Genomic DNA, 22,865 nt, shown 5'->3' on the forward strand with positions numbered 1-22,865 from the left:
AAGTCGACGAAGCACGCGACGTTGCTCGAACGCGGCCATTTTGTTTGCGTTGTCGGCGTGCATGCCGGCGAGTAATATCCACCGACGGCGTTTTCGCAGGTATGCCGGGCCTGCCCGCCGAACAGTCCAACAACATTGAGAGCAAGGAGTACGAGGTGGATATTCTGCGCAGTCTCCTGGGTATGCTGTTCCTGCTGCTGGTGGCCTATCTGCTGTCGAACAACCGGCGCGCGGTGAGCGGCCGGACCATGATCGCCGCGCTGTGCACGCAGCTGGCGATCGGCGCACTGGTGCTGTTCGTGCCGTCCGGCCGCACGGCGCTGGCGGCGGCCGCGAACGGCGTCAATCGCGTGCTCGACATGGGCAATCACGGCATCGCGTTCGTGTTCGGCGGGCTCGTCGACAGCAAGATGTTCCAGCTGTTCGGCGACGGCGGGTTCGTGTTCGGCCTGCGCGTGCTGCCGATGATCATCTTCGTGACCGCGCTGATCGCGGTGCTGTACTACATCGGCGTGATGAAGTGGATCGTCGCGATCCTCGGCGCCGCACTGGCGAAAGTGCTCGGCGTGAGCCGCATCGAGGCGTGCTCGGCCGTCGCGACGATCTTTCTCGGGCAGAGCGAGATGCCCGCGCTCGTGAAGCCGTTCGTGCGGAACATGACGAGCGCCGAGATCTTCACGGTGATGGCGAGCGGCATGGCGTCGGTCGCCGGTTCGGTGCTGGTCGGCTATGCGGGCCTCGGCGTGAAGATGGAATACCTGCTCGCCGCATCGTTCATGGCGGTGCCCGGCGGCCTGCTGTTCGGCAAGCTGCTGTTTCCGACGGTCGAGCCGAGCCGTGTCGTGGTCGACGGGCTCGACTTCGACGACAAGCGCGCCGCCAACGTGATCGAGGCGGCGGCGTCGGGCGCGTCGGTCGGGCTGCGGATCGCGATCAACGTCGGCGCGATGCTGATCGCGTTCGTCGGGCTCATCGCGCTGATGAACCTCATCGTCAGCGGCGTGGCGGCGTTCGCGGGCTTTCCGCAGATCACGCTCGTGGGTATCATCGGCCACCTGTTCGCGCCGCTCGCGTGGATCATCGGCGTGCCGTGGCACGACGCGGCGCTGGCCGGCAACTTCATCGGCGAGAAGCTGATCTTCAACGAGTTCGTCGCGTATGGCGACCTGTCGCCGTACCTGAAGAGCGGCGAGCACGTCGCGGCGGCCGGCCTGCAGGTGCTCGACCCGAAGACGCTCGCGATCGTGTCGTTCGCGCTGTGCGGCTTCGCGAACTTCTCGTCGATCGCGATCCTCGCGGGCGGCTTCAGCGCGGTCGCGCCCGAGCGCCGCTCGGAAGTCGCGCGGCACGGCCTGCGCGCACTGACGGCCGCGACGCTGTCGAACCTGATGAGCGCGGCGATTGCGGGCCTGTTCTTTTCGCTTCATTGAACTTGCGCCTGAACCTGAACGATCGAGGAGAGGCAACGATGTTTTTACCGCAGGAATTCATTCGCCGGAAGCGCGACGGGCAGCCGCTCGATCGCGACGGGATCGCTGCGTTCGTGCGTGGCGTGACCGACGGCAGCGTGACCGAGGGCCAGGTGGCCGCGTTCGCGATGGCCGTGTTTTTCAACGACCTGAGCACCGACGAGCGTGTCGCGCTGACGCTCGCGCAGCGCGACTCGGGCGACGTGCTCGACTGGCGCGCGCTCGATCTCGGCGGGCCGGTGATCGACAAGCATTCGACCGGCGGCGTCGGCGATGTCGTGTCGCTGATGCTCGGGCCGATGGTCGCCGCGTGCGGCGGCTACGTGCCGATGATCTCGGGGCGCGGGCTCGGCCATACCGGCGGCACGCTCGACAAGCTGAGCGCGATTCCGGGCTACGACGTGACGCCCGATACGGACGTGTTTCGCCGCACGGTGCGCGAGGTCGGCGTCGCGATCATCGGGCAGACGGCGCGGCTCGCGCCGGCCGACAAGCGCATCTATGCGATTCGCGACGTGACGGCGACCGTCGAGTCGATCGCGATGATCACCGCGTCGATCCTGTCGAAGAAACTCGCGGCGGGGCTCGACGGGCTCGTGATGGACGTCAAGGTCGGCTCCGGCGCGTTCATGCCGACGGCGGAGAAATCGGCGGAGCTGGCGCGCAGCATCGTCGACGTCGGCAACGGCGCCGGCATGAAGACGACCGCGATCCTCACCGACATGAACCAGTCGCTCGCGCCGTGCGCGGGCAATGCGCTCGAAGTGGCGTGCGCGATCGATTACCTGACGGGCAAGTCGCGCCCGGCGCGCCTGCATGACGTCACGATGGCGCTGTCGGCGGAGTTGCTCGTCACCGGCGGGCTGGCGCGCGACGTCGAGGCGGCGCGCGTGAAGTTGCAGCACGCGCTCGATTCGGGGGCGGCGGCGGAACGCTTCGCGAAGATGGTCACGGCGCTCGGCGGCCCCGCGGACCTGATCGACGCACCCGCGCGTCATCTTGCGCGGGCGGAGGTGATCGTACCGGTTCCGTCGCGCGTGAGCGGCGTCGTGCAGCGGGTCGATTGCCGCGCGCTCGGGCTCGCGGTCGTCGCGCTCGGCGGCGGCCGCACGCGCGCGGCGGACGCGATCGACTACAGTGTCGGCCTGACGGCGCTCGCGGAGATCGGGCAGCATGTCGAAGCCGGCCAGCCGCTCGGCCATGTGCATGCCCGCGACGCAGCCGCCGCGGCGCACGCGGTGGAGGCGATCCAGCGCAGCTACGTGCTGGGCGACACGGGCGACGCGCCGCCGACCCTCTATCAGCGGATCGGCTGACCGGTCGCACGGTGCGGATACCGGCGATCGCTGCACGCCACGGGCGTATCGTGACGGCCGGGATGCGGCCGCGCCGATGCTCACCGGCACACAATCGGAGGCACGACGAGATGGAACGACACGAACTGATCGAAGCGGCGAAGGCGGCGCGCGAACGCGCGTATGCGCCGTATTCCCGCTTCAAGGTCGGCGCCGCGCTGCTGGCGCGCGACGGGACGGTTTTTCACGGCTGCAATGTCGAGAACGCGTCTTACGGACTCTGCAACTGCGCGGAACGCACGGCGATGTTTGCGGCCGTCGCCGCCGGTTATCGTCCGGGGGATTTCACGCGGCTCGCGGTCGTGGGCGACACGGACGGCCCGATCGCGCCGTGCGGCGCCTGCCGCCAGGTGATCATCGAGATCGGCACGCCGGACATCGAAGTGATCCTGGCCAACCTGAATGGGGCCGTCAGCGTCACGACGGCCGACGCATTGCTGCCGGGCGCGTTCCGGTTGTAACGAACGGCGCGCGCGACGGCGCGCCGCTCACGTCACGCGCCGTCGCGCGCTTCGCGGATCGGGATCACCGTGCGCGCGCCGCACTGGCGCAGCAGGTCGCGCAGCTCGTTGATGACCGGAAACACCTCGTGGTTCCAGTCGGCGCCCTGCCGGTCATGCGCTTCCTGCTCGCGCTCGACGATCCAGCGATCCTCGCGGAAGATGCGCTCGGTGAACCAGACGAGCAGCGGCCACGCGAGATCGAGCGCGAACGGTATGCCGGGCTTGTGGATCGACAGCAGTCCGAACGTGCGGTTGGTGCGCTGCTCGGCGTCGAGCGGGACGTAGACGATCCACAGGTCCATCACGAGCGTGCCTTCGCTCGAGCGGATCTGCAGTGTCTGGTACGGATAACCGGTGCGCACCGTCATCACGCTCTTGTCCGCCTGCTCGCCGGGCTTCTTGCTCGCGCCGAACACGAGCGCTTCGCCGACCGGCTGCTTGCCTTCCATCCGCGCAAACGTGTAGTCCACCTCGACCCAGTCGTCGCCGCGACGCCGGCCGACCGAGCGCGCACGCATCTGCCCCATCTGCTTGCGATGCAGGAACTGATGGTTCATGTCCATCAGGTTCTCGTGCATGAACGAGTAGTGGCACTTGACCTCGCGGCCGAAGCGGCGCGTCTTGAACGCGCGGTCGTCCGCCGATTCGAGCGCGGGGAACGGCCGCGAGTCGGCGAGCGTCGCGTCGCCCGGGAACACGAAGATCAGCCCGTGCGCTTCGCGGCACGGATACGCGCGCACGCCGTTGGGCAGGCGCTCGCGGCCGAGGTACGGCACGTCGACGCAGCGGCCGCTGTCGCACGCGTAGGTCCAGCCGTGATAACAGCAGCGCAGCGTCTCGCCGCTCACGACGCCCGCGTGCAGCGGCACCTGGCGGTGCGCGCAACGATCCTCGAGCGCGTACACGGCGCCGGATTCGGTGCGCACGAGCACGATCGGATCGCCGGCGAAGCGCACACCGAGCGTCTTGCCGCGTTTCAGCTCGCGCGACCACGCGAGCGGGTACCAGTGATCGGGATGAATCGGCACGCGGCGCAAGTCGCGCACGGCCGCGCCGGAAGAGGGTTCTCCAAGGGTGCCGCTGTCAGGGAAGGGCACTGCTCGCATGCGTGACGTCTCCGGGCTGGACTGGAATTCCGGGCGCCGCAAGATGCGGCGGGGATCTGGAGAAGTCTACGCGAAGTTGCCGGTCGCGGCGGACGCGATGCGGGTTTGCCCCGGCACGGCGGCCGCGGCTTCGTTGATGCAGCGCAAACCGGATCGCGGGCGGCTCGCGCCGGCCGTGCGTGGCCGCACGGGCTTCGGCCGCGCGGCGGGCGTTACCCGGTCAACCCGTCACCCCGTCACGCGGCCGCGTGACCGCGTGGCGGTCACGAGCGTGCATCGCGCCACAGCACCGCGTCGGTGCGGTACAGCGCCGGAAAGTACTGCTTCAACCCGGCGATCTTCGGCATGTCGTTGTACGCGATGTACGGCGCGTCGGGGTGCAGCTCGAGGTAGTTCTGGTGGTAGGCCTCGGCCGGGTAGAACCCCTTGTAGTCCTCGACACGCGTGACGACCGGCGTGGGAAACACGTGCGCGGTGCCGAGCTGCGCGATATACGCGCTCGCGACCGCGCGTTGCTGCGCGGTGGTCGGGAAGATCGCCGACCGGTATTGCGACCCTTCGTCGGGGCCCTGCCGGTTGAGCTCGGTCGGATCGTGCGCGACCGAGAAGAACACCTGCAGAAGCCGGCCGTAGGTGATCTGGGTCGGGTCGTAGACGATGCGAACCGATTCCGCATGCCCGGTCAGCCCCGAGCCGACGAGCGCATAGTGCGCGGTTTCGGACGCACCGCCCGCATAGCCGGCCGTGACCTGCTTCACGCCCTTCACGTGCTCGAATACGCCCTGCACGCCCCAGAAGCAGCCGCCGGCCAGCACGGCCGTCTCGTCGTGCGATGCGCCGGGCGTTTCGTCGAGCGTGGGCGCGGGGACGGTGCGCATCGGCTCGGCGGAGTTGACGATGCGCTGGTAGCCGAACACGGCGAGCGCCGCGACGGCGATGGCGCCGATGCGGCGCAGCATCGCCGTGCGCCGTTGCGGCGCGGAACCGCGGGGGGAGATGGTGTTCACGGTGTGCTCCTTCGGAAGGCGGAATGGAAAGCGTGGCCCGGACGCGGCGCCGGTGCGCCGCCCCGGCCGGGATCAGCCGAACGTGAACGCATAGGCATTCACGCCGGGATCGAGAAACTCGATCGAGAACGTGCGATCGGCGATCGCGCCGGGTTGCCGGACCAGCTGGTACAGGCGTTGCCCGGTCACGGTGCCGTAGCCTTGCGCATCGACGTCGCTGCCGTGCGCGGCGCCGGGGGCCGCGCCGTCAAGCGTCACGCGAAAGCGCACCGGCTTGCCGTCCTCGCCGGGGCCGAGCACCAGGTGCAAGTCGCGCGCATGGAAGCGGTAGACGATGCGGCCGGCGGGTGCCGCGAGCGTCGCGCGTTCGGCGCCGACCCGCCACATGCCGGCGAGGCCCCAGTCGTTCAGATCGGGACGGGCCGGCTCGGCATAGTGATACGCCGCATCCCGCACCACGCCGCCGGGCGACACGAAATCCTCGGCGCGTGCGTAGCCGACATAGGTCTCGGGCGAGCGGACGTCCGCGCTGTCGGCCGCCGCGAGCGCACCCTTCGCGGGCGCGCCGGCGAGCCCGAGCGGCACGTTCAGCGCTTCCGGATGGCCTGCCTCGGCGAGCAGCGACTGGATCGCACGCTCCGACTCCGCGTACTCGCCTTCGCCGAAGTGGTGACGGCGCACGCGGCCCTGCGCGTCGACGAAGTAGTGGGCGGGCCAGTATTCGTTGTTGAATGCGCGCCAGATCGCGAAGCGGTTGTCGATCGCGACCGGGAAGTCGATGCCGAGGTCGTGCACGGCCTTCTTCACGTTGCCGATGTCGCGTTCGAACGCGAATTCGGGTGCGTGCACACCGATCACGACGAGCCCGTACGGCGCATACTTGCGCGCCCACGCGGTCGTGTACGGCAGCGTGCGCAGGCAGTTGATGCACGAATAGGTCCAGAAATCGACCAGCACCACCTTGCCGCGCAGGCCGGCCGCCGTCAGCGGCGGCGAGTTCAGCCACTGCACCGCGCCGTCGAGCGACGGCAGCGTGCCTTCGACGGGCAGCGCGGCCGGCGCATGCGTCGCGTCCACCACGCGCATCATCGCGCCGCCGGCCTGCGCGGCATCGGCTGTCGCGGCCATCATCGCGCCGCCGGCACCGTTCGCGACACCGTTGGCCGAGCCGTCCGCCGCGTGTTCTGCCACGTTTTCCGCCGAACCGCCGGCCGGTGCCATTGCCGCCGGCGTGCCGTTGGCACGCCCGCCGAGCCGGTCGACGAGCTTCGTTTCGAGTCCGCCCGTCGTGACGGTCGACAGTTGTGCGAGCGCGCCCGTATCGAGGCCGAGCGCGATCGCGCCGACGCCGGCCAGCAGCGCCGCGCCGATTCCGCGCTTGATCCATTCGCCGGCGCCGAGCGAGCGCTTCATCGCGGCGAACACCTTGCCGCCGATCACCAGCGCGACGCCGAGCGACGTCGCCGCGCCGGCCGCATACGCGACCAGCAGCAGCGTCGTGCCGACGCTTGCGCCGCGCAGCGCGGCGCCGGTCAGCACGAGCCCGAGGATCGGGCCCGCGCACGGCGCCCACAGCAGGCCGGTCGCGACGCCGAGCAGCAGCGACGATGCGGGGCCGGCCGGCCGGCCGTCGCGTTGCGCGAAGCCGGTGAGCCGGTTGCCGGCGGCGACGAGCGGTCGCGTCAGGTGCTCCGCGAGACGCGGCATCAGCAGCGTCAGGCCGAACACCGCGAGCAGCACGATGGCGACCCAGCGGCCGGCCTGGTTGGCTTGCGCGACCCAGCCGCCGCCGACGGCCGCGAGCGTCGCGACGACGGCGAACGTGAGGGCCATGCCGGCCAGCAGCGGCAGGCCGGTGCGCACGAACGGCTGGTCGGCGCGCGCGAACACGAACGGCAGCACGGGCAGGATGCACGGGCTCAGGATCGTGAGCACGCCGCCGAGATAGGCAAGGACGATGAGCAGCATGGTGCGTTCTCCAGTCGATCAGGCGTGGGGCCGGATCAGGCGGTGGCGGGGTGGAAGGCGAGGGCGAGGCCGTTCATGCAGTAGCGCAGGCCGGTCGGCGGCGGGCCGTCGTCGAACACGTGGCCGAGATGGCCGCCGCAGCGGCGGCAGTGCACTTCGGTGCGGATCATCCCGAACGACGCGTCGGTGCGGGTGGCGACCGCGTGGTCGAGCGGTTTCCAGAAGCTCGGCCAGCCTGTATGGCTGTCGAACTTGGTGGCCGACGAGAACAGCGCGAGGTCGCAGCCGGCGCACGCGAACGTGCCGTGCCGGTGCTCGTCGTTCAGCGGGCTGGTGTACGGGCGCTCGGTGCCGGCTTCGCGCAGGACCGTGTACTGGGCGGGCGTGAGCCGGCGATGCCATTCGGCGTCGCTGAGGGTGACCTCGAAAGGCGCGGCCGTCTGCGGGGTGGCCGGCGGCGCGGCGAACGCGCGGCCGACCAGCGCGCGGCGGCCGACGGACGACAGGGTCGCAAGCGCGGCGAGGCCGGTGGCGCCGGCGAACAGCAGATGTCTGCGGGTGGGCATGATGGGCTCCTGGCAGCAGGTCCTGAAAACATGCGCCCATCGTAGTCAGCGGCCGGTGTCGAAGTCCTCACGGAAAGTTAAACGAATCGTGAAGTCTGGGGTGTTGGGTTGGGGGGCTGGAATCTGTCGAAGCCCGGCTGGCAAGGGCTTTCGAGCGGGGGGAGCAGCCAATGTCTACCGGGCGCCTGTTCGTGCCGCGATTTTTAGTGTCATTTTAGTGTTCGTCGAGAGGCGCGGCGAATCCGGAGTTTGGCTGGCCGGTCGAATCGGACAGGGACACGGCCGTTGTTTGACTGCGGTCATGCATCACGCCGAACGTGCGATGCGCGTTGATAGACGGATGAGTTTGCAAGCTAGCGCGACCGACGTGTGGTGCGCGTGTGGACGCGGAAGTTTGACAGTTTTCTTCGTAGCAATTTCAGGGGCGAGTTAGGACGTGCGCGGTTGTGCAGTGAAAGACGTGCGCGATGCGCTCCGCCGAAGTGGTCCATTTCGAGGCAGGATCCGGCGGAATGAAGGGGAACATAGTAAGGGCCAGGTTCTCCTTCATTTCGGGACTTAGGCGGAGCCTCCGCGTGCGAGACATCGTGTCCGAAGGGCATTGAGCGCCCCCCGCCGTGGCGATCGAAAAACGCTGCCGCCACCGTCTCGGCACCCCTGTAATTCTGGCGCGGGCGACGACGTGTCGGTGGGCGGGTTCATTGGGCATTGCGTCGCACGCGGGCCTGGAGGTTCTTCGATCTGGGCGGGGCGACTGGAGGGGTGGCTTTGTCTCTGGCGGTGCCGAAGCTCAATTGCGCGCGCACATTTAGCGCGGTGACAGGCGAGGGCCTCGGCGGGCCGGTGGCTGAATTCTCTCCGCCCTGCGGAGAGAATTGAGCTGGACCCATCTGAAGATGTTGATGTACGTCGACGACCCGCTCAAGCGCGACTTCTACATCGAACTCTGTCGCCTGGAGCGCTGGTCGTCGCGGCAGTTGCAGGAGCGGATGAACTCTCGTTATGCGGCCGGCCTGCGCACCAACCGGCTGGTCGGCACGACGGTCGGTGGCATCTGTCGCCACGGTCGCGAGCTACCGCGTGCCGGTCCATTTCACATCGGCTTCGCAGCCGCCTCCTTTCTCTGAATCGAGTGCGCCGCGGTTCACGCGGTACACGATCCAGAGTCGCGGGCTCAGCGCCGACTGAAGCCGGCTCGTCGTCACGCCCTTCAGGCGATTCTTGACCGACTGACAAAAGCGACCCCTGGACAGCCAACGAGCGCTTTCGAATTCGTGCCGAACCCGAGCGAGTCCAGCGCGTACTGGCCATGACCGTCGGCGCTCTCGAGCAGGTTTGTCGCGGTGCGCGGCACGGGCGCCGACTTGCTGCATACCCCCCTCCATTTTTGGTCAAATCCCGAATTGTGGTAAATGCAAAACACTGCGTTGTATTTTCAGTAGGGTGTATCCCCACGAAATCCGGAAATTTTCTGGAATTTCCCGTTCTTCTTCTGACGAGGAAGGGCGCAGTTGTGTTTGACAAATCCCGTAATTAGGGATTACAGTAAAAACACCTTAGCCAAACCCGTCGAGCAGCCGCATGAACATCCCACAGTTGGGCAGCGATACCGAAGCAAGAAGCGGGGCGAGCGTCGTGCTCACCACGGCGCGCGACGCCGGTGTCGACGTCTGTTTTGCCAATCCAGGCACGACCGAGATGCCGTTCGTCGGTGCGCTCGATACCGTGGCGGGCATGCGCTCGATCCTCGGGCTGTTCGAGGGCGTGTGCACGGGCGCCGCGGACGGCTATGGCCGCATGACCGGCAAGCCCGCGATGACGCTGCTGCATCTCGGCCCCGGCCACGCGAACGGCATTGCCAACCTGCACAATGCGCGCCGCGCCCGCACGCCGATCCTGAACATCGTCGGCGATCACACGCGCGAGCATCTGAAGTACGACGCACCGCTGACGTCGGACATCGAATCGCTCGCCCGTCCGGTGTCGGTGTGGTATCGCAGCGTGGCGCGCGACGCCGACCTCGCGACGGATACGGCCGACGCGATTTCCGCCGCGATGGGCACGCGGCGTGGCGTCGCGACGCTCGTGCTTCCAGTCGATCTCCAGTCGGCCCGGGTGCGCAGTGCGGCGTGGCCCGCCATCGTGCGCCCGGCTGCGGTGACGTTCGATGCCGCTCGGGTCGAACAGGTGGCCGACCTGCTGCTCAGCGGTCATCGCGCTGTCCTGCTGATGGGCGCCCGCGCGCTGTCGGCGCGTGGGCAGCGTGCGGCGGCGCGCATCGCGGCGGCCACCGGTGCGACCTGCTTCAGCGAGACTTTTCCTGCGCGGGCGGAGCGCGGCGGCGGTCTGCCGGACATCGACCGCCTGCCTTATTTCCCCGAACCGGCGCTCGCCGCGCTGGCCGGTCGGCGCGTGGTGCTCGCCGGCGCGCTCGCGCCCGTCACCTACTTCGGCTACGAGGGCATTCCGGGCGAACTCGCGCGGCCCGAGGACATCGTGACGCTGGCAACACCAGGCGATGCGGCGGACGACGCGCTGGAGGCGCTGGCCGATCGCATCGGCGCGGCAACGAACGACGATGGGGTGCCTATCGAACGCTGGCGCGTGGAGGACGGGCCGCTGACGCCGCAGACCGTCGGCCGCGTGCTGGCGAATGCGCTGCCCGACGACGCGATCGTGTCGATCGAGGGCGGCACGTGCGGTTATCCGTTCGTGACCGCGTCGGCGCGCGCGCGCCGTCACACGATCCTCACGAACACGGGCGGCGCGATCGGCCAGGGCTTGCCGGTGGCGCTCGGCGCCGCCGTCGCGTGCCCTGAGCGCCGCGTGTTCGCGCTGCAGTCCGACGGCAGCGCGCAGTACACGATCCAGTCATTGTGGACGATGGCGCGCGAGCGTCTGCCGATCGTCATGCTGATCGCCTCGAACCGGCGCTACGGCATCCTGCAGACCGAGCTCGCACGCGGCGGCCTGCCGGCCGACATGCCGCACGCGAGCCGCCTGACCCTGCTCGACGATCCGCCGATCGACTGGCTCGCGCTGTCGCGCGGCTACGGCGTACCGGCCGAGCGCGCGAATACCGTACAGGCGCTGTCCCAGGCGCTCGACGTCGCGCTCGCGCACTCCGACGGGCCGCGGCTCATCGAAATGTGCCTGCCCTGATCGCGCTACCCGCTGACTTCTTTAATCCCGACTCTGATCTTTCATCGTTATGGACCTGCAACTCCACGGAAAAGCCGCATTCATCACCGGCGGCAGCATGGGCATCGGCAAGGCGGTCGCGCTCGAACTGGCCCGCGAAGGCGTCAACGTCGCCATTGCCGCGCGACGCCTCGAACACCTCGAGGCCGCCGCCGCCGAGATTCGCGCGACGCTCGCGCCGCTGGGCGACGCGGCCGGCGCGATCCTGCCCGTCACGCTCGACACGACCGACATGGCGTCCATCGAAGCAGCGATGGCGGCGAGCGTCGAACGTTTCGGCCGGCTCGACATCCTGCTGAACGGCGCTGCGCATCCGGGCGGCCTCGTGCGCGCGGAGCTGGAGCACGCGGATCCGCAGGGGCTGCTCCAGGACATCGACATCAAGGTCGTCGGCTACCTGCGTTGCGCGAAGGCGGCCGCGCCCTACATGCGGCGCCATGGTTTCGGCCGGATCGTCAATATCGGCGGGCTCACCGGCCGCGGCAGCAAGCAGTTGTCCGGCATGCGCAACGTCGCGATCGTGCACCTGACCAAGACGCTGTCCGACCAGCTCGGCCCATTCGGCATCACGGTCAACACGATTCACCCGGGCGTCGTCGAGACGCCGCACATTCACGAGCTCTACGAGAAGGAAGCGCAGAAGCAGGGGCTGACGGCCGCGGAGGTCGAGGCCAACTACGTGAAGGTCACGCCGATCCGGCGCGTGCTGCAGCCGGAAGAAATGGGATGGATCGTGGCGTTTCTCGCGTCACCGAAGTCCGGCTCGATCACCGGCGAGTCGATCGGCTGCGACGGTGGGCTCACGCGCGGCATTTTTCTCTGACACAAGGAGCATCGCATGACCGCAACCGTACTGGTCGCCACCGCGGGACAAGGCATCCTGCGCTCGAACGACGACGGCAAGACCTGGCATCGCCTCGGGCTGGACGAGCCCATCGAGTTCGACGGCATCGTGCGCGCGCTCGCGGTGGATCCCGCTACGCCGTCGCGCGTGTATGCCGGCGCCGATTCGGGGCTGTGCATCAGCGAGGATGGCGGCGCGCACTGGTTTCGCCCCGAGAACCTGCTGAACGGGCAGACAGTCTGGTCCATCGCGATCGATCCTGCGAATCCGGCCGTGCTGTATGCGGGCACCGGCGCGCCGTCGCGTGCCGCGCTTTACAAGTCGAGCGACGCGGGGCTGACCTGGGCGCGAACGGCTCCCGAGTTTCCGGAGTTCTGTTCGGGCGTCAATCGTCCGCGGCTGCTGACGATCTGCGTGGACCCGGAAGACAGCCGCAACGTGTGGTACGGCGTGGAGGAAGGCGGCGCATGGCGCAGCCGCGACGCCGGTGCGACCTGGACGCGCGTGGACGGCCCCGGCACGGCGATCCGCAACAGCGACATTCATGCGATCGCCGTGCTGCCCGCCGGGCCGCACCAGCCGAAGACCACGGTGTTGCTGACGGTGAACGCGGTGCACGTGAGCGACGACGACGGCCTGACCTGGGACGGCAAGCTGTCGCGCGACCGCTTCGACGGGCTGTACTACACGCGCACGGTCGTCCCGCTGGCGGCACCCGGCGGCGACCTGCTGATGGCGATCGGCGACGGCACGCCGGGCACGCGCAGCCGTATCTACCGCTCGCCCGATCGCGGCCGCGCATGGCACGAGACGGATCTGCACACGCCGCCGAATTCGACGTTCTGGGCATTCGGCGTCCATGCGGCGCGGCCCGGGCTCGTCTATGCGGGGACCAAGTACGGGCACCTGTTCCGTTCGCACGACGGCGGCCGGAGCTGGACCAAGGAATGGCGCGAATTCAGCGAGATCACGGCCGTGGCGTGGACGCCGTTCGAAGCGCCGCTCGTCGCCCACGCGCAGTCGACGCATTGAGCGGAGCAAGTGATGACCCAGCCTGACCTCCAGCAACGGGCGGCGCACGCGAACGAAAGCGGGCTGCCGCTGCCGGTACCGCGTGTGCAGCGCACGCACCTGTCGCTGTTCGTGCGCGATCCGGTGCGCTCGAGCATCTGGTACGCCGACGTGCTCGGCATGACGGAAACCGCTCGCGGCGAGCAGTGGGTGTTCATGTCGTTCGGCCAGAAACACCATGACATCGCGCTGATTCGCGCGGCGTCCGATGCGGAACTCGGCACGATCGGCCTGCAGCACTACGGCCTCGAAATCGCGGGCGGCCTGACCGAGCTGCGCCGGCTGTACGGGATGCTGATCCGTCGCGACGTGCCGATCGTGAAGATCACCGATCACAAGGTCGGAATCGGCGTGTATTTTTCGGACCCGGACGGCAACCGGCTCGAATTCTTTTGCGAAACCGTCACGGACGACGAGGAAGGCAAGCGCGTGCTGCACCGGTACAACGCGCCCAGCGATCCCTTTCAGCTCGAGCCGCTGTTCGACTGACGTGCCCGCCGTCCATTCCGACACCATCGATACTTTATAGAGGATTACTGATGAGCAAGATCGCCAATTTCGAGGGCTTTCATATCCGCAAGTGGTATACGCAGATCGAGGATTCGCTCGCGAACGAGACCGGCCAGCTCGCGGACGGCGAGCCGCTGCGCAAGATCGTGATCGCCGCGGCCGTGCACAACCCGTATGCGGGGCGGTACAGCGAAAATCTTGACGATCTCGTACGCCCGTCGCCGGCGCTCGGGCAGGAATTCGCGCGACGCATCGAGTCGCTCGCGGCAGGCCGCGCGATCGAGAGCTACGGCAAGGCGTGCCTGGTCGGCTCGGCCGGCGAATACGAACACGGCAACGCGTTCCTCACGTCGATCTTCGCGGAGCCGATCCGTGCGGCATTGGGCGGCGGCAAATCGTGGGTGCCGTCGAGCGGCAAGCGCGGCCCGATCAACACGGTGATCGACGTGCCGCTCGCGCACAAGGATGCGCTCTACGTGCGCTCGCACTACGACACGGTGACGTGCCTGTTTCCCGACGCGCCCAACGACGACGAAGTGCTGGTGATCTTCGCGTTCGCGACGCGCGGCCGCCTGCATGCGCGGCTCGGCGGGCTGAAGGCGAGCGAGATCGTCGGCCGCGACGGCCTGGTCTGAAAGCAGGGGCTGCCGGAGAGCGAATGATGAATACGGTGTCCGTCAAGGATGGATGGGTCGAGAGCGACGGGTTGCGGCTGCACTACGTGAGCTGGGGTCGCGACGATGCGCCGGCCGTGGTGATGCTGCACGGCTTGCGCAGCTACGCGCGGACGTGGGAGCCCGTTGCCGACGCGCTGGCCGATCGCTACCGGGTCGTCGCGCTCGATCAGCGCGGGCGCGGGCTGAGCGACTGGGATCCGCGGCGGGACTATTACGCGGCGGCCTACGTGCGCGATCTCGATGCGCTGGTACGCGCGCTCGACCTGCGACGATTCGTGCTGGCCGGGCATTCGATGGGCGGCGCCAATGCGTTCGTCTACGCGGCATCGAATCCGGACCGGCTTGCCGGTCTCGTGACCGAGGACATGGGCCCGGGCGCGTCGGCCGGCTCGCAAGGTTCCGAGCGCATCAAGCGCGAGCTGAAGGAAACGCCGGACGCGTTCGCGTCGTGGGACGACGCGCGCGCATTCTGGCGGCATCAGCGGCCGAACATCGCGGAATCCGCGCTCGATTCGCGCGTCGCGCACTCGCTGAAGGAGGACGCGCACGGACGGATCGTGTGGCGGCACGACGCCGCCGGGATCGCGGCGGCCCGGCTGGCCGCGACGCCGGAGCAGCTCGTCCATCTGTGGCCGCTGGTTCTCAACCTGCAGGTGCCGACGCTGCTGTTGCGCGGCGGCGAATCGGATTTCCTGGCCGCGGAAGTGGCGGCCGAAATGGCGGCCAGCGCCGGCATCGACTGGCTCGATATTCCGGGCGCGACGCACTACGTGCATGACGATCAGCCCGCCGCGTTCAACCACGCATTGCGCACCTGGCTCGATCGTCTCGACGATCCGGCATGGCGGACGGGAGCCGACGCATGAAGGCGAACAATCCGGAGCGGACATCGGTCGCGATCGTCGGCGCCGGGCCGAACGGCGTGGCGATGGCGAATCTGCTCGGCCTCTACGGCATCGCGACGGTGATCGTCGAGAAGGCGGCGGACGTCGTCGAATTTCCGCGCGCGGTCGGCATCGACGACGAAGCGTTGCGGATGTTTCAGACAGCGGGGCTCGCCGACGAACTGAGCCGCGACATCATCCAGAACGTGCCGCTGCGCATGTTCAAGGCGAACGGTGAATGCTTTGCCGATATCCGCCCGTCGATCCGCGAATTCGGCTGGTGGCGGCGCAACATCTTCATGCAGCAACTGGCCGAACGAACGCTGCGTGCCGGGCTGGCCCGCTATCCGCACGTGTCGCTGCGAACCAGCGAGGAAGTGGTGGATGTGGAACAGGACGATGGAGGCGTCACGTTGCAGGTGCGCCGCGCGGACGGCCGGCAGTATGCGCTCCAGGCCGACTACGTGGTCGCGGCCGACGGCGGACGCAGTCCGATGCGCGAGCTGCTCGGCGTCACGCTCGCCGGCACGACGCATCCGATCAAGTGGGTCGTGGTCGATGTGAAGAACGCCGGCCTCGACCAGCCTTGCACGGCGCTGAACTGCGACCCGCGCCGCCCGAACGTCTGCATCTATCTGCCGTTCGATTTCCGGCGCTGGGAGTTTCTCGTGTTTCCGCACGAGGACGAAGCGGCGATCGCCCAGCCCGACTCGATTCGCGCGCTGATCGCGCCGTACGTCGACGACATCGATCGCGTCGAGATCGTGCGCGCGCGAACCTACACGCACCATTCGCGGGTGGCCGAGCGTTTCGTTGTCGGTCGCGTGGCGTTCGTCGGCGATGCCGCGCACCTCAGCCCGCCTTGGATCGGCCAGGGCCTGAACGCGGGCCTGCGCGACGTGGGCAACCTCGCGTGGAAGCTGGCGGGCATCGTCCGTGGCGCATTGCATCCCGGCGTGATCTCGACGTACGAATCCGAGCGGCGCGATCACGCGAAGGCGATGATCGACCTCGCGGACACCTTCGGCGCGATGCTGATGCCGACCAACCGGCTCGTCGCGTTTGTGCGCGATCGCGTTCTCGGGCTAGTCCGCTTTGCGCCGGGACTGAAGGACTACATCCTGCAGATGCGGTTCAAGCCGATGCCGAGCTACACGCGCGGCATCGTGCTGCCCGGCGGATCGGATGCGATCGGCAGGATGATCGTGCAGCCCGATGTCGAAACGGCCGATGGCGTGCGCCGCAAACTCGACGACGTGCTGGGTCCGTGGTTCTCGATCGTCGGCTGGCAGTGCGATCCGCAAGCGTGCCTGAGCGACGACGATCGCGCGTACTGGACGTCGCTCGGCGCGGTGTTCGTGCAGGTGAGCCGTTCGCGCAGCGGGACGAGTCGCGCCCGGCGCGTGACCAGCGTGCACGGCAGCGCCTGCGTCGAGGACGTCGACAACGCGCTGGCGGCGTGGTTCGACCGGCATGCCGGCCCGCTCGTGGTGGTGCGCCCCGATCGCTACGTGGCGGCGCAGACGGACGCCGTGGGGATGGCCCGCGCGACCGCGGCCTTTCAGGCGTTCGCGCCACGACAACGGGAGGAAGCGCATGTTTGTTGAGCAACGCACCTATACGCTGGTGCCGGGCGGCGTCGCCGAATATCTGCGGCTGTATGCGGAATGCGGACGCGCCGCGCAGGAGCGGGTGCTCGGCACGATGATCGGCTGTTTCGCGACGGAAGTCGGGCCGCTGAACCAGCTCGTCTATCTGTGGGCATTCGATTCGCTCGACACGCGTGCGCGGCGGCGTGCCGCGCTGATGGCCGATCCCGAGTTCGGGAGCTTTCGCGGCAAGGTCCGGCATCTGCTCGTCAGGCAGGAAAACCAGATTCTCCGGCAGGAAATCGGCGGCTTGCTGCATGCGCCGCAACAGGCGGCGTGAAGCGGCCGTCGCGCCGTCCACGCCAACCGCGCACTTTCAACCGAGGGTTCCGTCTTGATTCCGTTTACGCCGCTGACTTCGCGCATGGTGCCTGATGCGTGCGTCGATTACCCGCCGCTTCGTCTGTATGTCGACGGACGGTTCCTGCCGGCCGACGGCCGGCGCACGCAGCCCGTCTTCGATCCGGGCAACGGCCGCGTGCTCGGCGACCTGCCGCATGCGACGCGGGCCGATATCGACGCCGCCGTGCATGCCGCGCATCGTGCGTTCGCGACATGGCGCCGCGAGTCGCCGCTCGTGCGCTCGGACATCCTGCGGCGCGCCGCCTCGCTCGTGCGCGAGCGCGCCGAGTCCATCGGCCGCCATATCACGATGGACCAGGGCAAGCCGCTTCGCGAGGCGGTCGCGGAGGTCATGTCGTCCGCGGAACAGCTCGAATGGCACGCGGAGGAGGGGCGTCGCACCTACGGCCGCGTCGTGCCGGCGCGTTCGCCGGATGTGATGCAGACGGTGTTGCGGGAGCCGATCGGCGTGTGCGCGGCGTTTTCGCCGTGGAATTTCCCGTTCAGCCAGGCGATGCACAAGATCGCGGCCGCGCTTGCGTCGGGGTGCACGCTGGTGCTGAAAGGGCCCGAGGAATCGCCGAGCGCGCTCGTCGCGCTCGCGCACCTCTTCCACGATGCGGGGTTGCCGCCGGGCTGCCTGAACATCGTGTGGGGTGTGCCGGGCGACGTGTCGACGCAACTGATCGAGGCGCCGCAGGTGCGCAAGATCTCGTTCACCGGTTCGGTGCCGGTCGGCAAGCGGCTGGCGGCGCTCGCCGCGGCGCACATGAAGCGCATGACGATGGAGCTGGGCGGACACGCGCCGGTGATCGTCTGCGCGGATGCCGAGATCGAGCGCGCCGCGGCGATGCTGGCCGCGTACAAGTTTCGCAATGCCGGGCAGGTGTGCGTGTCGCCGACGCGGTTCTTCGTGCAACGCGCGGTGTTCGATCGCTTCGTTGCCGCGTATCTGGAAGCGGTCGGCAAGATCCGCGTCGGCTACGGACTGGAGGAGGGCGTCACGATGGGGCCGCTCGCGCATGCGCGGCGCGTGTCGGAGATCGACGCGTTCGTCGCCGACGCGAAGGCGAACGGCGCGGCGATCGTCGCGGGCGGCACGCGTTTGCCGGGGGCCGGCCATTACTTCGCGCCGACGGTCGTCGTGGCACCGCCGCGCGAGGCGCGCCTGATGAATGACGAGCCGTTCGGCCCGATCGTCGGGATCGTGCCGTTCGATGCACTCGACGATGCGCTCGCCGAAGCCAATCGTTTGCCGTTCGGCCTGGCGTCGTATGCATTCACGACATCGGCACGCAACGCGCACCGGATTGGCCGCGCGCTCGAGGCCGGCATGGTCAACATCAATCACTTCGGCATGGGGCCGGCGGAGATCCCGTTCGGCGGCGTGAAGGACAGCGGCTTCGGCAGCGAGGGAGGCACCGAGACCTTCGACGGTTATCTGGTCACCAAATTCATCACGCAACTGAACTGACGGTGCGCGCGCCGGTGCCCGCGCGCGACGTCGCGCCAGCCTTCAGGTGGCTTCGCCGATCTGCGCGGTGGCGTCGATCAGCAGCTTGCCGAGCACGTGCTCGTCGAACAGCGCGAAGTGCTCGGCGCGAAAGACCAGCGACAGGCTGCTGTTGATCTCGCCGCTGCTGGCGGTGCGGATCGGGGCGGCGATGCCGACGAAACCGGCGTCGAGTTCGCCGCGCGAGATCCAGTAGCCGGTCTCGACGATCTGCTGGCAGTGCCGCCAGAACTGTGTCCAGTCGGCCGCGAACTCGCCGAACGCGGCGTTGTGCCGTTCGTGCAGCCGTTTCAGGCGCGCGCGCGACATCGCGGCCACGATCACTTTCGACGATGCGCCCTGGAACAGCGGCATGATGCGGCCGCGGCCGAAACCGAGCTGCAGGTTTTCGGCACCGGTTTCGTGCATGACGTTGATGATCTGTTCGTCGAACAGCGTCGACACGAGCGCATCGCCGCCGGTGACCTGGACCAGTTTCTGGATGACGGGCTTCGCGGCGGTGAGCGTCGGGTCCGACTGCCGCATGTTGTAGTCGAGATGGATGATGCGCGGGCCCAGCGTATAGCGGCCGTTGGTGCCGACGAGCAGGCCGACGGAAGCCAGTTCCTTCACGTAGCGATAACACGTGGTGCGTGAAAAGCCCATGTGTTCGGCGATTTCCTCGGCGGTCATCGACGTCGCGGACGAAGAGAAGACGTCGAGGATGGACAGCATTTTGGTGAGGCTCGACATGACGTGATCCGGAAATCAGGCGGCTTGCGGCAATGGAACGGGAGAATCGGAAACGGCTCGCGCCGCGGTCGCGGGTGACGCGACACATCGGCGACGGCAGGGCCGTAGTCTAACTTAAGTCGTGGCGGCGGCAACCGGACCCGCATCAAGGAAGGCGCGCGACACATGCCGCTGATCGTCCCGTGATCGCGTCGCATCGAATCAATATGGAATCCTATGTTGACGATGTAGATAACGCAACCCGACACGGCCTGCGTGCGATCCGGTTCGCGGACGCGATGCATGAATATTCGATGAGGAGAAGAAGATGGGAACGTGGTTGAAGATGGTGGCGCTGTGCGGCTGCGGTGCGGTTTCGCCGGTGTTCGCGCAGTCGAGCGTGACGCTCTACGGTTCGCTCGACACCGGCATCACCTATACGAGCGACGTCGCTTCCGCGCCGCGCGGCGGCCGCCAGCTCGCGCTCCAGGCGGGCGTGTCGCGCAACGACGTGTGGGGCCTGACGGGCAGGGAAGACCTCGGCGGCGGCAACTTCGCGGTATTCCGGCTCGAAAGCCAGTTCCAGACATCGGACGGCACGTTGACCGTGCCGGGCTCCGCGTTCAGTTCGCAAGCGTACGTCGGGCTCGGCGGCGACTGGGGCACCGTGACGCTCGGGCGGCAGTTCGATTTCGTCGGCGATCTCATGCCGTCGTTCGCGATCGGCGCGAACACGCCGGCCGGGCTGCTCGCGTGGGGCTTGCCGGCGAACGCGTCGGCGGGCGGCGCGCTCGACAACCGCGTGTGGGGTGTGCAGGTGAACAACGCGGTGAAGTACGTGAGTCCGACGTTCGGCGGTGTCGCGTTCGGCGGCATGTGGGGGTTCGGCAACGTACCCGGCACGGTCGCGCGCAGCAGCGTGCAAAGCGCGATGCTGTCCTACACGCAAGGCGCGTTCAGCGCAGCGCTCGCCTATTTCGGCCAGCACGACGTGGCTGCCGGCGGCAATCTGCGCAACTTCTCGGGCGGGGCCGGCTACAACGTCGGGCCGTTCCGCGTCTTCGGCATGGTGTCGGACGTACGGATCAGCGCCGCCGCGCCGTTGCGCGCCACCACCTACGACGCCGGGTTGACCTATTCGGTCACGCCCTCGTTGCAGCTCGGCGGCGGTTTCCAGTACCAGCAGCGCGGCGGGGACATCGGCTCGGCCAACCAGATCACGCTGAGCGCCGACTATTCGCTGTCGAAGCGCACGGGGCTGTACGCGGTGGTCGCGCGCGGGCACGACAGTGCTTACGGTGCCCAGGTCGAGGCCGCGCTCGGCGCAGCGGCGGCAGGCGCGTCGCAGACCGCGGTGCGCGTCGGGGTGCGGCATCAGTTCTGACCGCACGGGAAAGCACGGGTTGCCGCGTGCGGCAACCCGGCCCGCGGGTCGCCGCGCTCAGAACCGATGCATCATCCCGATCCGCAGCGCCAGCTGGTTGCGGCCCGACGACTGCCCGGCCGTGCCGAGCACGTGCGCATAGTCGAAGTCGGTGCCGGTGTTGCCGGTTGCATGCTGGTATGCAGCCTGGAGGTAGGTCGAGGTCCGCTTGCTGAGGTCGTAGTCGAGCATCATCGACAGCTGGTGCCAACTCGGCGATGCGTCGCCGGCCGTCGTGGCGACATGCGCATGCGTGAATGCATAGGCGGCACCGAGCCAGAAGTCAGGCCGGAAGAAATACTGGCCGTTGACCTCGAAGTTGTCGAATTTCCACGCGTTCTGCGTGCCTGCCGCAGGCGGGTTCGCGAAGTAGAGATTCGATTCGGGGTTGGTCACGTCGACGTGCGAATACGCGGCGGAGAGCGTGAACTTGTCGCTGAACTTGTATGACGCGCCGGCATCGATGTTCTGCTGCGAGCGGCCGCTGAATACCGTGTCGTCGCTCGACAGCGCGCCGCCCGCGGTCGCGCCGCCGTTGTTTGCCTTCAGGTAGGCGACGGCGGCGGAGAACGCGCCCATCTGGTACTGCACGGCCGCGCTGTAGACGCGGTTTCGCGCGAAGCCGCCCGCCTGGTTCGAGAGGCCGTAGAGCACTTCGCCCTTGAAGCCGGCATACGCGGGCGACACGTATTTGACGCTGTTCTGGATGCGGTAGTCCCAGTCGGCGTTGTCGTTGTCGTACGGGTGCGCGCCGAAGTCGCCGAGCCAGTTTCCGGTGGCCGTGAACGGGCTCCACATGTCGAGCGTGGGGTCGTATTGGCGGCCGAGCGTGAGCGTGCCGAACCGGTCGGAATCGAGTCCGACATAAGCCTGCCTGCCGAACATCCGGGACGTCACGCCGAGCGCGCCCGTACTCGCGTTGAAGCCGTTTTCGAGCTGGAACAGCGCCCTCAGGCCGCCACCGAGGTCTTCGGTACCTTTCAACCCCCAGTTGCTGCCGACGGTATCGCCGCTGATCATCTGGTAAGCCGTGCTGCCGCCCGCGTTGCTCGTGAAATTGATGCCTTCGTCGATCAGGCCGTACAGCGTCACGGTGCTTTGCGCGTGGGCCGGCAGGCCGAAACCCATGGCGCTCGCGGCCGATACGGCCGCCATCATCTTCTTCATCGTCGATCTCCAGGTGTGGGCGGCCCACGCGTGGCGACACGGTTTCCGACGGCGTGCGTCAGCACCGGACGCGTGCAGCGGGTCCGTTTATCGTTAGTTAAACGAAATATGAATCGGGAAGAAAATCGGTCCGCCGCGATCGAGCGGACCGAATACGGCGCCTCGCCTGGCGCGAGGTTCCGCGTAGCGGAGCTACAGCATCCGCCGCAGCACGTCGTTTTCCGGGTTGCGGTCGAAGAAGCGGTGCTTCAGCGCGCCGAGCACATGCAGCACGATGAGCGCGAGCAACGTGTAGGCGAGCGTCCGGTGCAGCCACTGAAACGCCTCGAACCAGTGGTCGTTCTTCGGCAGCAGCTCGGGTACGCGGAAAAAGAAGAACGGCACGCCGTCGCTCTGCGTGAAAGTGCTGGACATCGAATAACCCATCAGCGGCACGACGATCGCCAGCGCGTACAGCAGGTAGTGGCCGATCTTGGCGAGCTTGCGGTCGAGCGTCGGCAGGGTGGCAGGCAGCGGCGGCAACGGCTTCATCGACCGAATCGCCAGTTGCGTGACGACCACCAGCAGCGTGAGCACGCCGAACTCCTTGTGCGTCGGGTAGTACCAGTCGAACTTGGCCGGCAGGTTGTCGTCGAGCCGGACCATCGTCCAGCCGGTCCAGAGCTGCGCGCCGATCAGGATCGCCCTGACCCAGTGCAGCAGCCGAAGCGCGAGCGGGTATTTCTCCACGGTGAATGCAATGGCCTGGTGTTCCATTTGATTTGTCTTCCTTTGAAGCGACACTGCGACAGGCGGGATGCCGATCGTCAACGTCTCGCGCCGATCTTCGTCGAACCGAGGCCGGGTGGCGATGCGCACGAACCTTCGACGAGAGGCCCGTGCGCCAGGCTATTTCGCGC

At 67.9% G+C, this 22,865-nt stretch carries 20 protein-coding genes and 1 pseudogene; 14 read left to right on the top strand and 7 right to left on the bottom strand.

All coding sequences use genetic code 11. The annotated features are described in order from the left end of the window. Nucleotides 1-155: 155 nt before the first annotated feature. The 3 genes from DPV79_RS14045 (at nucleotide 156) to DPV79_RS14055 (ending at nucleotide 3,285) form a co-directional block, all read left to right on the top strand. Complete coding sequence (locus DPV79_RS14045) at nucleotides 156-1,430, top strand: NupC/NupG family nucleoside CNT transporter (RefSeq protein WP_042972929.1); 1,275 nt, start codon at nucleotides 156-158, stop codon at nucleotides 1,428-1,430. A gap of 38 nt (nucleotides 1,431-1,468) precedes the next feature. Next, complete coding sequence (deoA, locus tag DPV79_RS14050; RefSeq protein WP_113045741.1) at nucleotides 1,469-2,785, top strand: thymidine phosphorylase; 1,317 nt, start codon at nucleotides 1,469-1,471, stop codon at nucleotides 2,783-2,785. 62 nt (nucleotides 2,786-2,847) lie between these two features. Continuing rightward, nucleotides 2,848-3,285, top strand: a complete 438-nt coding sequence (locus DPV79_RS14055) for a cytidine deaminase (protein WP_165843512.1) — start codon at nucleotides 2,848-2,850, stop codon at nucleotides 3,283-3,285. Between the two features lie 32 nt (nucleotides 3,286-3,317). On the opposite strand, the gene DPV79_RS14060 is transcribed toward DPV79_RS14055, so the two are convergent. The 4 genes from DPV79_RS14060 to msrB form a co-directional block, all read right to left on the bottom strand. Continuing rightward, a complete protein-coding gene (locus DPV79_RS14060) occupies nucleotides 3,318-4,433 on the bottom strand; it encodes an aromatic ring-hydroxylating oxygenase subunit alpha (RefSeq protein ID WP_113045675.1) in 1,116 nt (371 codons plus the stop codon). Between the two features lie 263 nt (nucleotides 4,434-4,696). Further along, nucleotides 4,697-5,392 (bottom strand): peptide-methionine (S)-S-oxide reductase MsrA, encoded by a 696-nt coding sequence (msrA, locus tag DPV79_RS14065; protein WP_059493191.1) that lies wholly within the window; start codon nucleotides 5,390-5,392, stop codon nucleotides 4,697-4,699. 120 nt (nucleotides 5,393-5,512) lie between these two features. After that, nucleotides 5,513-7,408: a cytochrome c biogenesis protein DipZ gene (locus DPV79_RS14070; RefSeq protein WP_060304153.1), complete on the bottom strand. Its 1,896-nt coding sequence runs from the start codon at nucleotides 7,406-7,408 to the stop codon at nucleotides 5,513-5,515. 35 nt (nucleotides 7,409-7,443) lie between these two features. Continuing rightward, nucleotides 7,444-7,974: a peptide-methionine (R)-S-oxide reductase MsrB gene (msrB, locus tag DPV79_RS14075; RefSeq protein ID WP_113045676.1), complete on the bottom strand. Its 531-nt coding sequence runs from the start codon at nucleotides 7,972-7,974 to the stop codon at nucleotides 7,444-7,446. Between the two features lie 851 nt (nucleotides 7,975-8,825). Between msrB and DPV79_RS43860 the strand changes: the two are divergent. From DPV79_RS43860 to DPV79_RS14125, 10 genes and pseudogenes are all read left to right on the top strand, one after another. Continuing rightward, nucleotides 8,826-8,972, top strand: a pseudogene (locus tag DPV79_RS43860) (DUF1016 N-terminal domain-containing protein); the annotation flags it as partial. 583 nt (nucleotides 8,973-9,555) lie between these two features. Then, a complete protein-coding gene (locus DPV79_RS14085) occupies nucleotides 9,556-11,136 on the top strand; it encodes an acetolactate synthase large subunit (protein WP_060220638.1) in 1,581 nt (526 codons plus the stop codon). Nucleotides 11,137-11,185: 49 nt separating this feature from the next. Further along, the gene (locus DPV79_RS14090) at nucleotides 11,186-11,998 is read left to right on the top strand and encodes an SDR family NAD(P)-dependent oxidoreductase (RefSeq protein ID WP_021157760.1); all 813 of its coding nucleotides are present in this window, start codon (nucleotides 11,186-11,188) and stop codon (nucleotides 11,996-11,998) included. Nucleotides 11,999-12,013: 15 nt separating this feature from the next. Then, the gene (locus DPV79_RS14095) at nucleotides 12,014-13,051 is read left to right on the top strand and encodes a WD40/YVTN/BNR-like repeat-containing protein (RefSeq protein WP_059495586.1); all 1,038 of its coding nucleotides are present in this window, start codon (nucleotides 12,014-12,016) and stop codon (nucleotides 13,049-13,051) included. 12 nt (nucleotides 13,052-13,063) lie between these two features. Continuing rightward, the gene (locus DPV79_RS14100) at nucleotides 13,064-13,579 is read left to right on the top strand and encodes a VOC family protein (protein WP_059495588.1); all 516 of its coding nucleotides are present in this window, start codon (nucleotides 13,064-13,066) and stop codon (nucleotides 13,577-13,579) included. A 50-nt stretch (nucleotides 13,580-13,629) separates the two neighbouring features. After that, nucleotides 13,630-14,235: an amino acid synthesis family protein gene (locus DPV79_RS14105; RefSeq protein WP_021157757.1), complete on the top strand. Its 606-nt coding sequence runs from the start codon at nucleotides 13,630-13,632 to the stop codon at nucleotides 14,233-14,235. A 26-nt stretch (nucleotides 14,236-14,261) separates the two neighbouring features. Next, the gene (locus DPV79_RS14110) at nucleotides 14,262-15,143 is read left to right on the top strand and encodes an alpha/beta fold hydrolase (RefSeq protein ID WP_113045743.1); all 882 of its coding nucleotides are present in this window, start codon (nucleotides 14,262-14,264) and stop codon (nucleotides 15,141-15,143) included. Beyond that, nucleotides 15,140-16,768, top strand: a complete 1,629-nt coding sequence (locus tag DPV79_RS14115; RefSeq protein WP_113045742.1) for a bifunctional 3-(3-hydroxy-phenyl)propionate/3-hydroxycinnamic acid hydroxylase — start codon at nucleotides 15,140-15,142, stop codon at nucleotides 16,766-16,768. Before DPV79_RS14110 ends, DPV79_RS14115 begins: the two co-directional genes overlap by 4 nt. Continuing rightward, on the top strand, nucleotides 16,758-17,090 hold the full coding sequence (locus DPV79_RS14120; RefSeq protein ID WP_113045677.1) for an NIPSNAP family protein: 333 nt from the start codon (nucleotides 16,758-16,760) through the stop codon (nucleotides 17,088-17,090). Before DPV79_RS14115 ends, DPV79_RS14120 begins: the two co-directional genes overlap by 11 nt. 84 nt (nucleotides 17,091-17,174) lie before the next feature. Next, nucleotides 17,175-18,626 (top strand): NAD-dependent succinate-semialdehyde dehydrogenase, encoded by a 1,452-nt coding sequence (locus DPV79_RS14125; protein ID WP_175895146.1) that lies wholly within the window; start codon nucleotides 17,175-17,177, stop codon nucleotides 18,624-18,626. 42 nt (nucleotides 18,627-18,668) lie between these two features. On the opposite strand, the gene DPV79_RS14130 is transcribed toward DPV79_RS14125, so the two are convergent. Further along, nucleotides 18,669-19,397, bottom strand: a complete 729-nt coding sequence (locus DPV79_RS14130) for an IclR family transcriptional regulator (protein ID WP_048027892.1) — start codon at nucleotides 19,395-19,397, stop codon at nucleotides 18,669-18,671. A gap of 307 nt (nucleotides 19,398-19,704) precedes the next feature. Here DPV79_RS14130 and DPV79_RS14135 point away from each other — a divergent pair, with 307 nt between their 5' ends. Beyond that, nucleotides 19,705-20,760, top strand: a complete 1,056-nt coding sequence (locus DPV79_RS14135) for a porin (protein ID WP_060304144.1) — start codon at nucleotides 19,705-19,707, stop codon at nucleotides 20,758-20,760. Nucleotides 20,761-20,817: 57 nt separating this feature from the next. Here DPV79_RS14135 and DPV79_RS14140 read toward each other — a convergent pair whose 3' ends face one another. Both DPV79_RS14140 and DPV79_RS14145 read right to left on the bottom strand, forming a co-directional pair. After that, on the bottom strand, nucleotides 20,818-21,966 hold the full coding sequence (locus tag DPV79_RS14140) for a porin (RefSeq protein ID WP_048027890.1): 1,149 nt from the start codon (nucleotides 21,964-21,966) through the stop codon (nucleotides 20,818-20,820). Between the two features lie 192 nt (nucleotides 21,967-22,158). Beyond that, nucleotides 22,159-22,722 carry a cytochrome b gene (locus DPV79_RS14145; RefSeq protein WP_048027888.1) on the bottom strand — a complete coding sequence of 188 codons (564 nt, stop codon included), beginning with the start codon at nucleotides 22,720-22,722 and terminating at the stop codon, nucleotides 22,159-22,161. Between the last annotated feature and the right edge of the window lie 143 nt (nucleotides 22,723-22,865).

Origin of the sequence: Burkholderia reimsis (assembly GCF_003294055.1) — a bacterium.
In the GTDB taxonomy this organism is placed as follows: Bacteria; Pseudomonadota; Gammaproteobacteria; order Burkholderiales; family Burkholderiaceae; genus Burkholderia; species Burkholderia cepacia.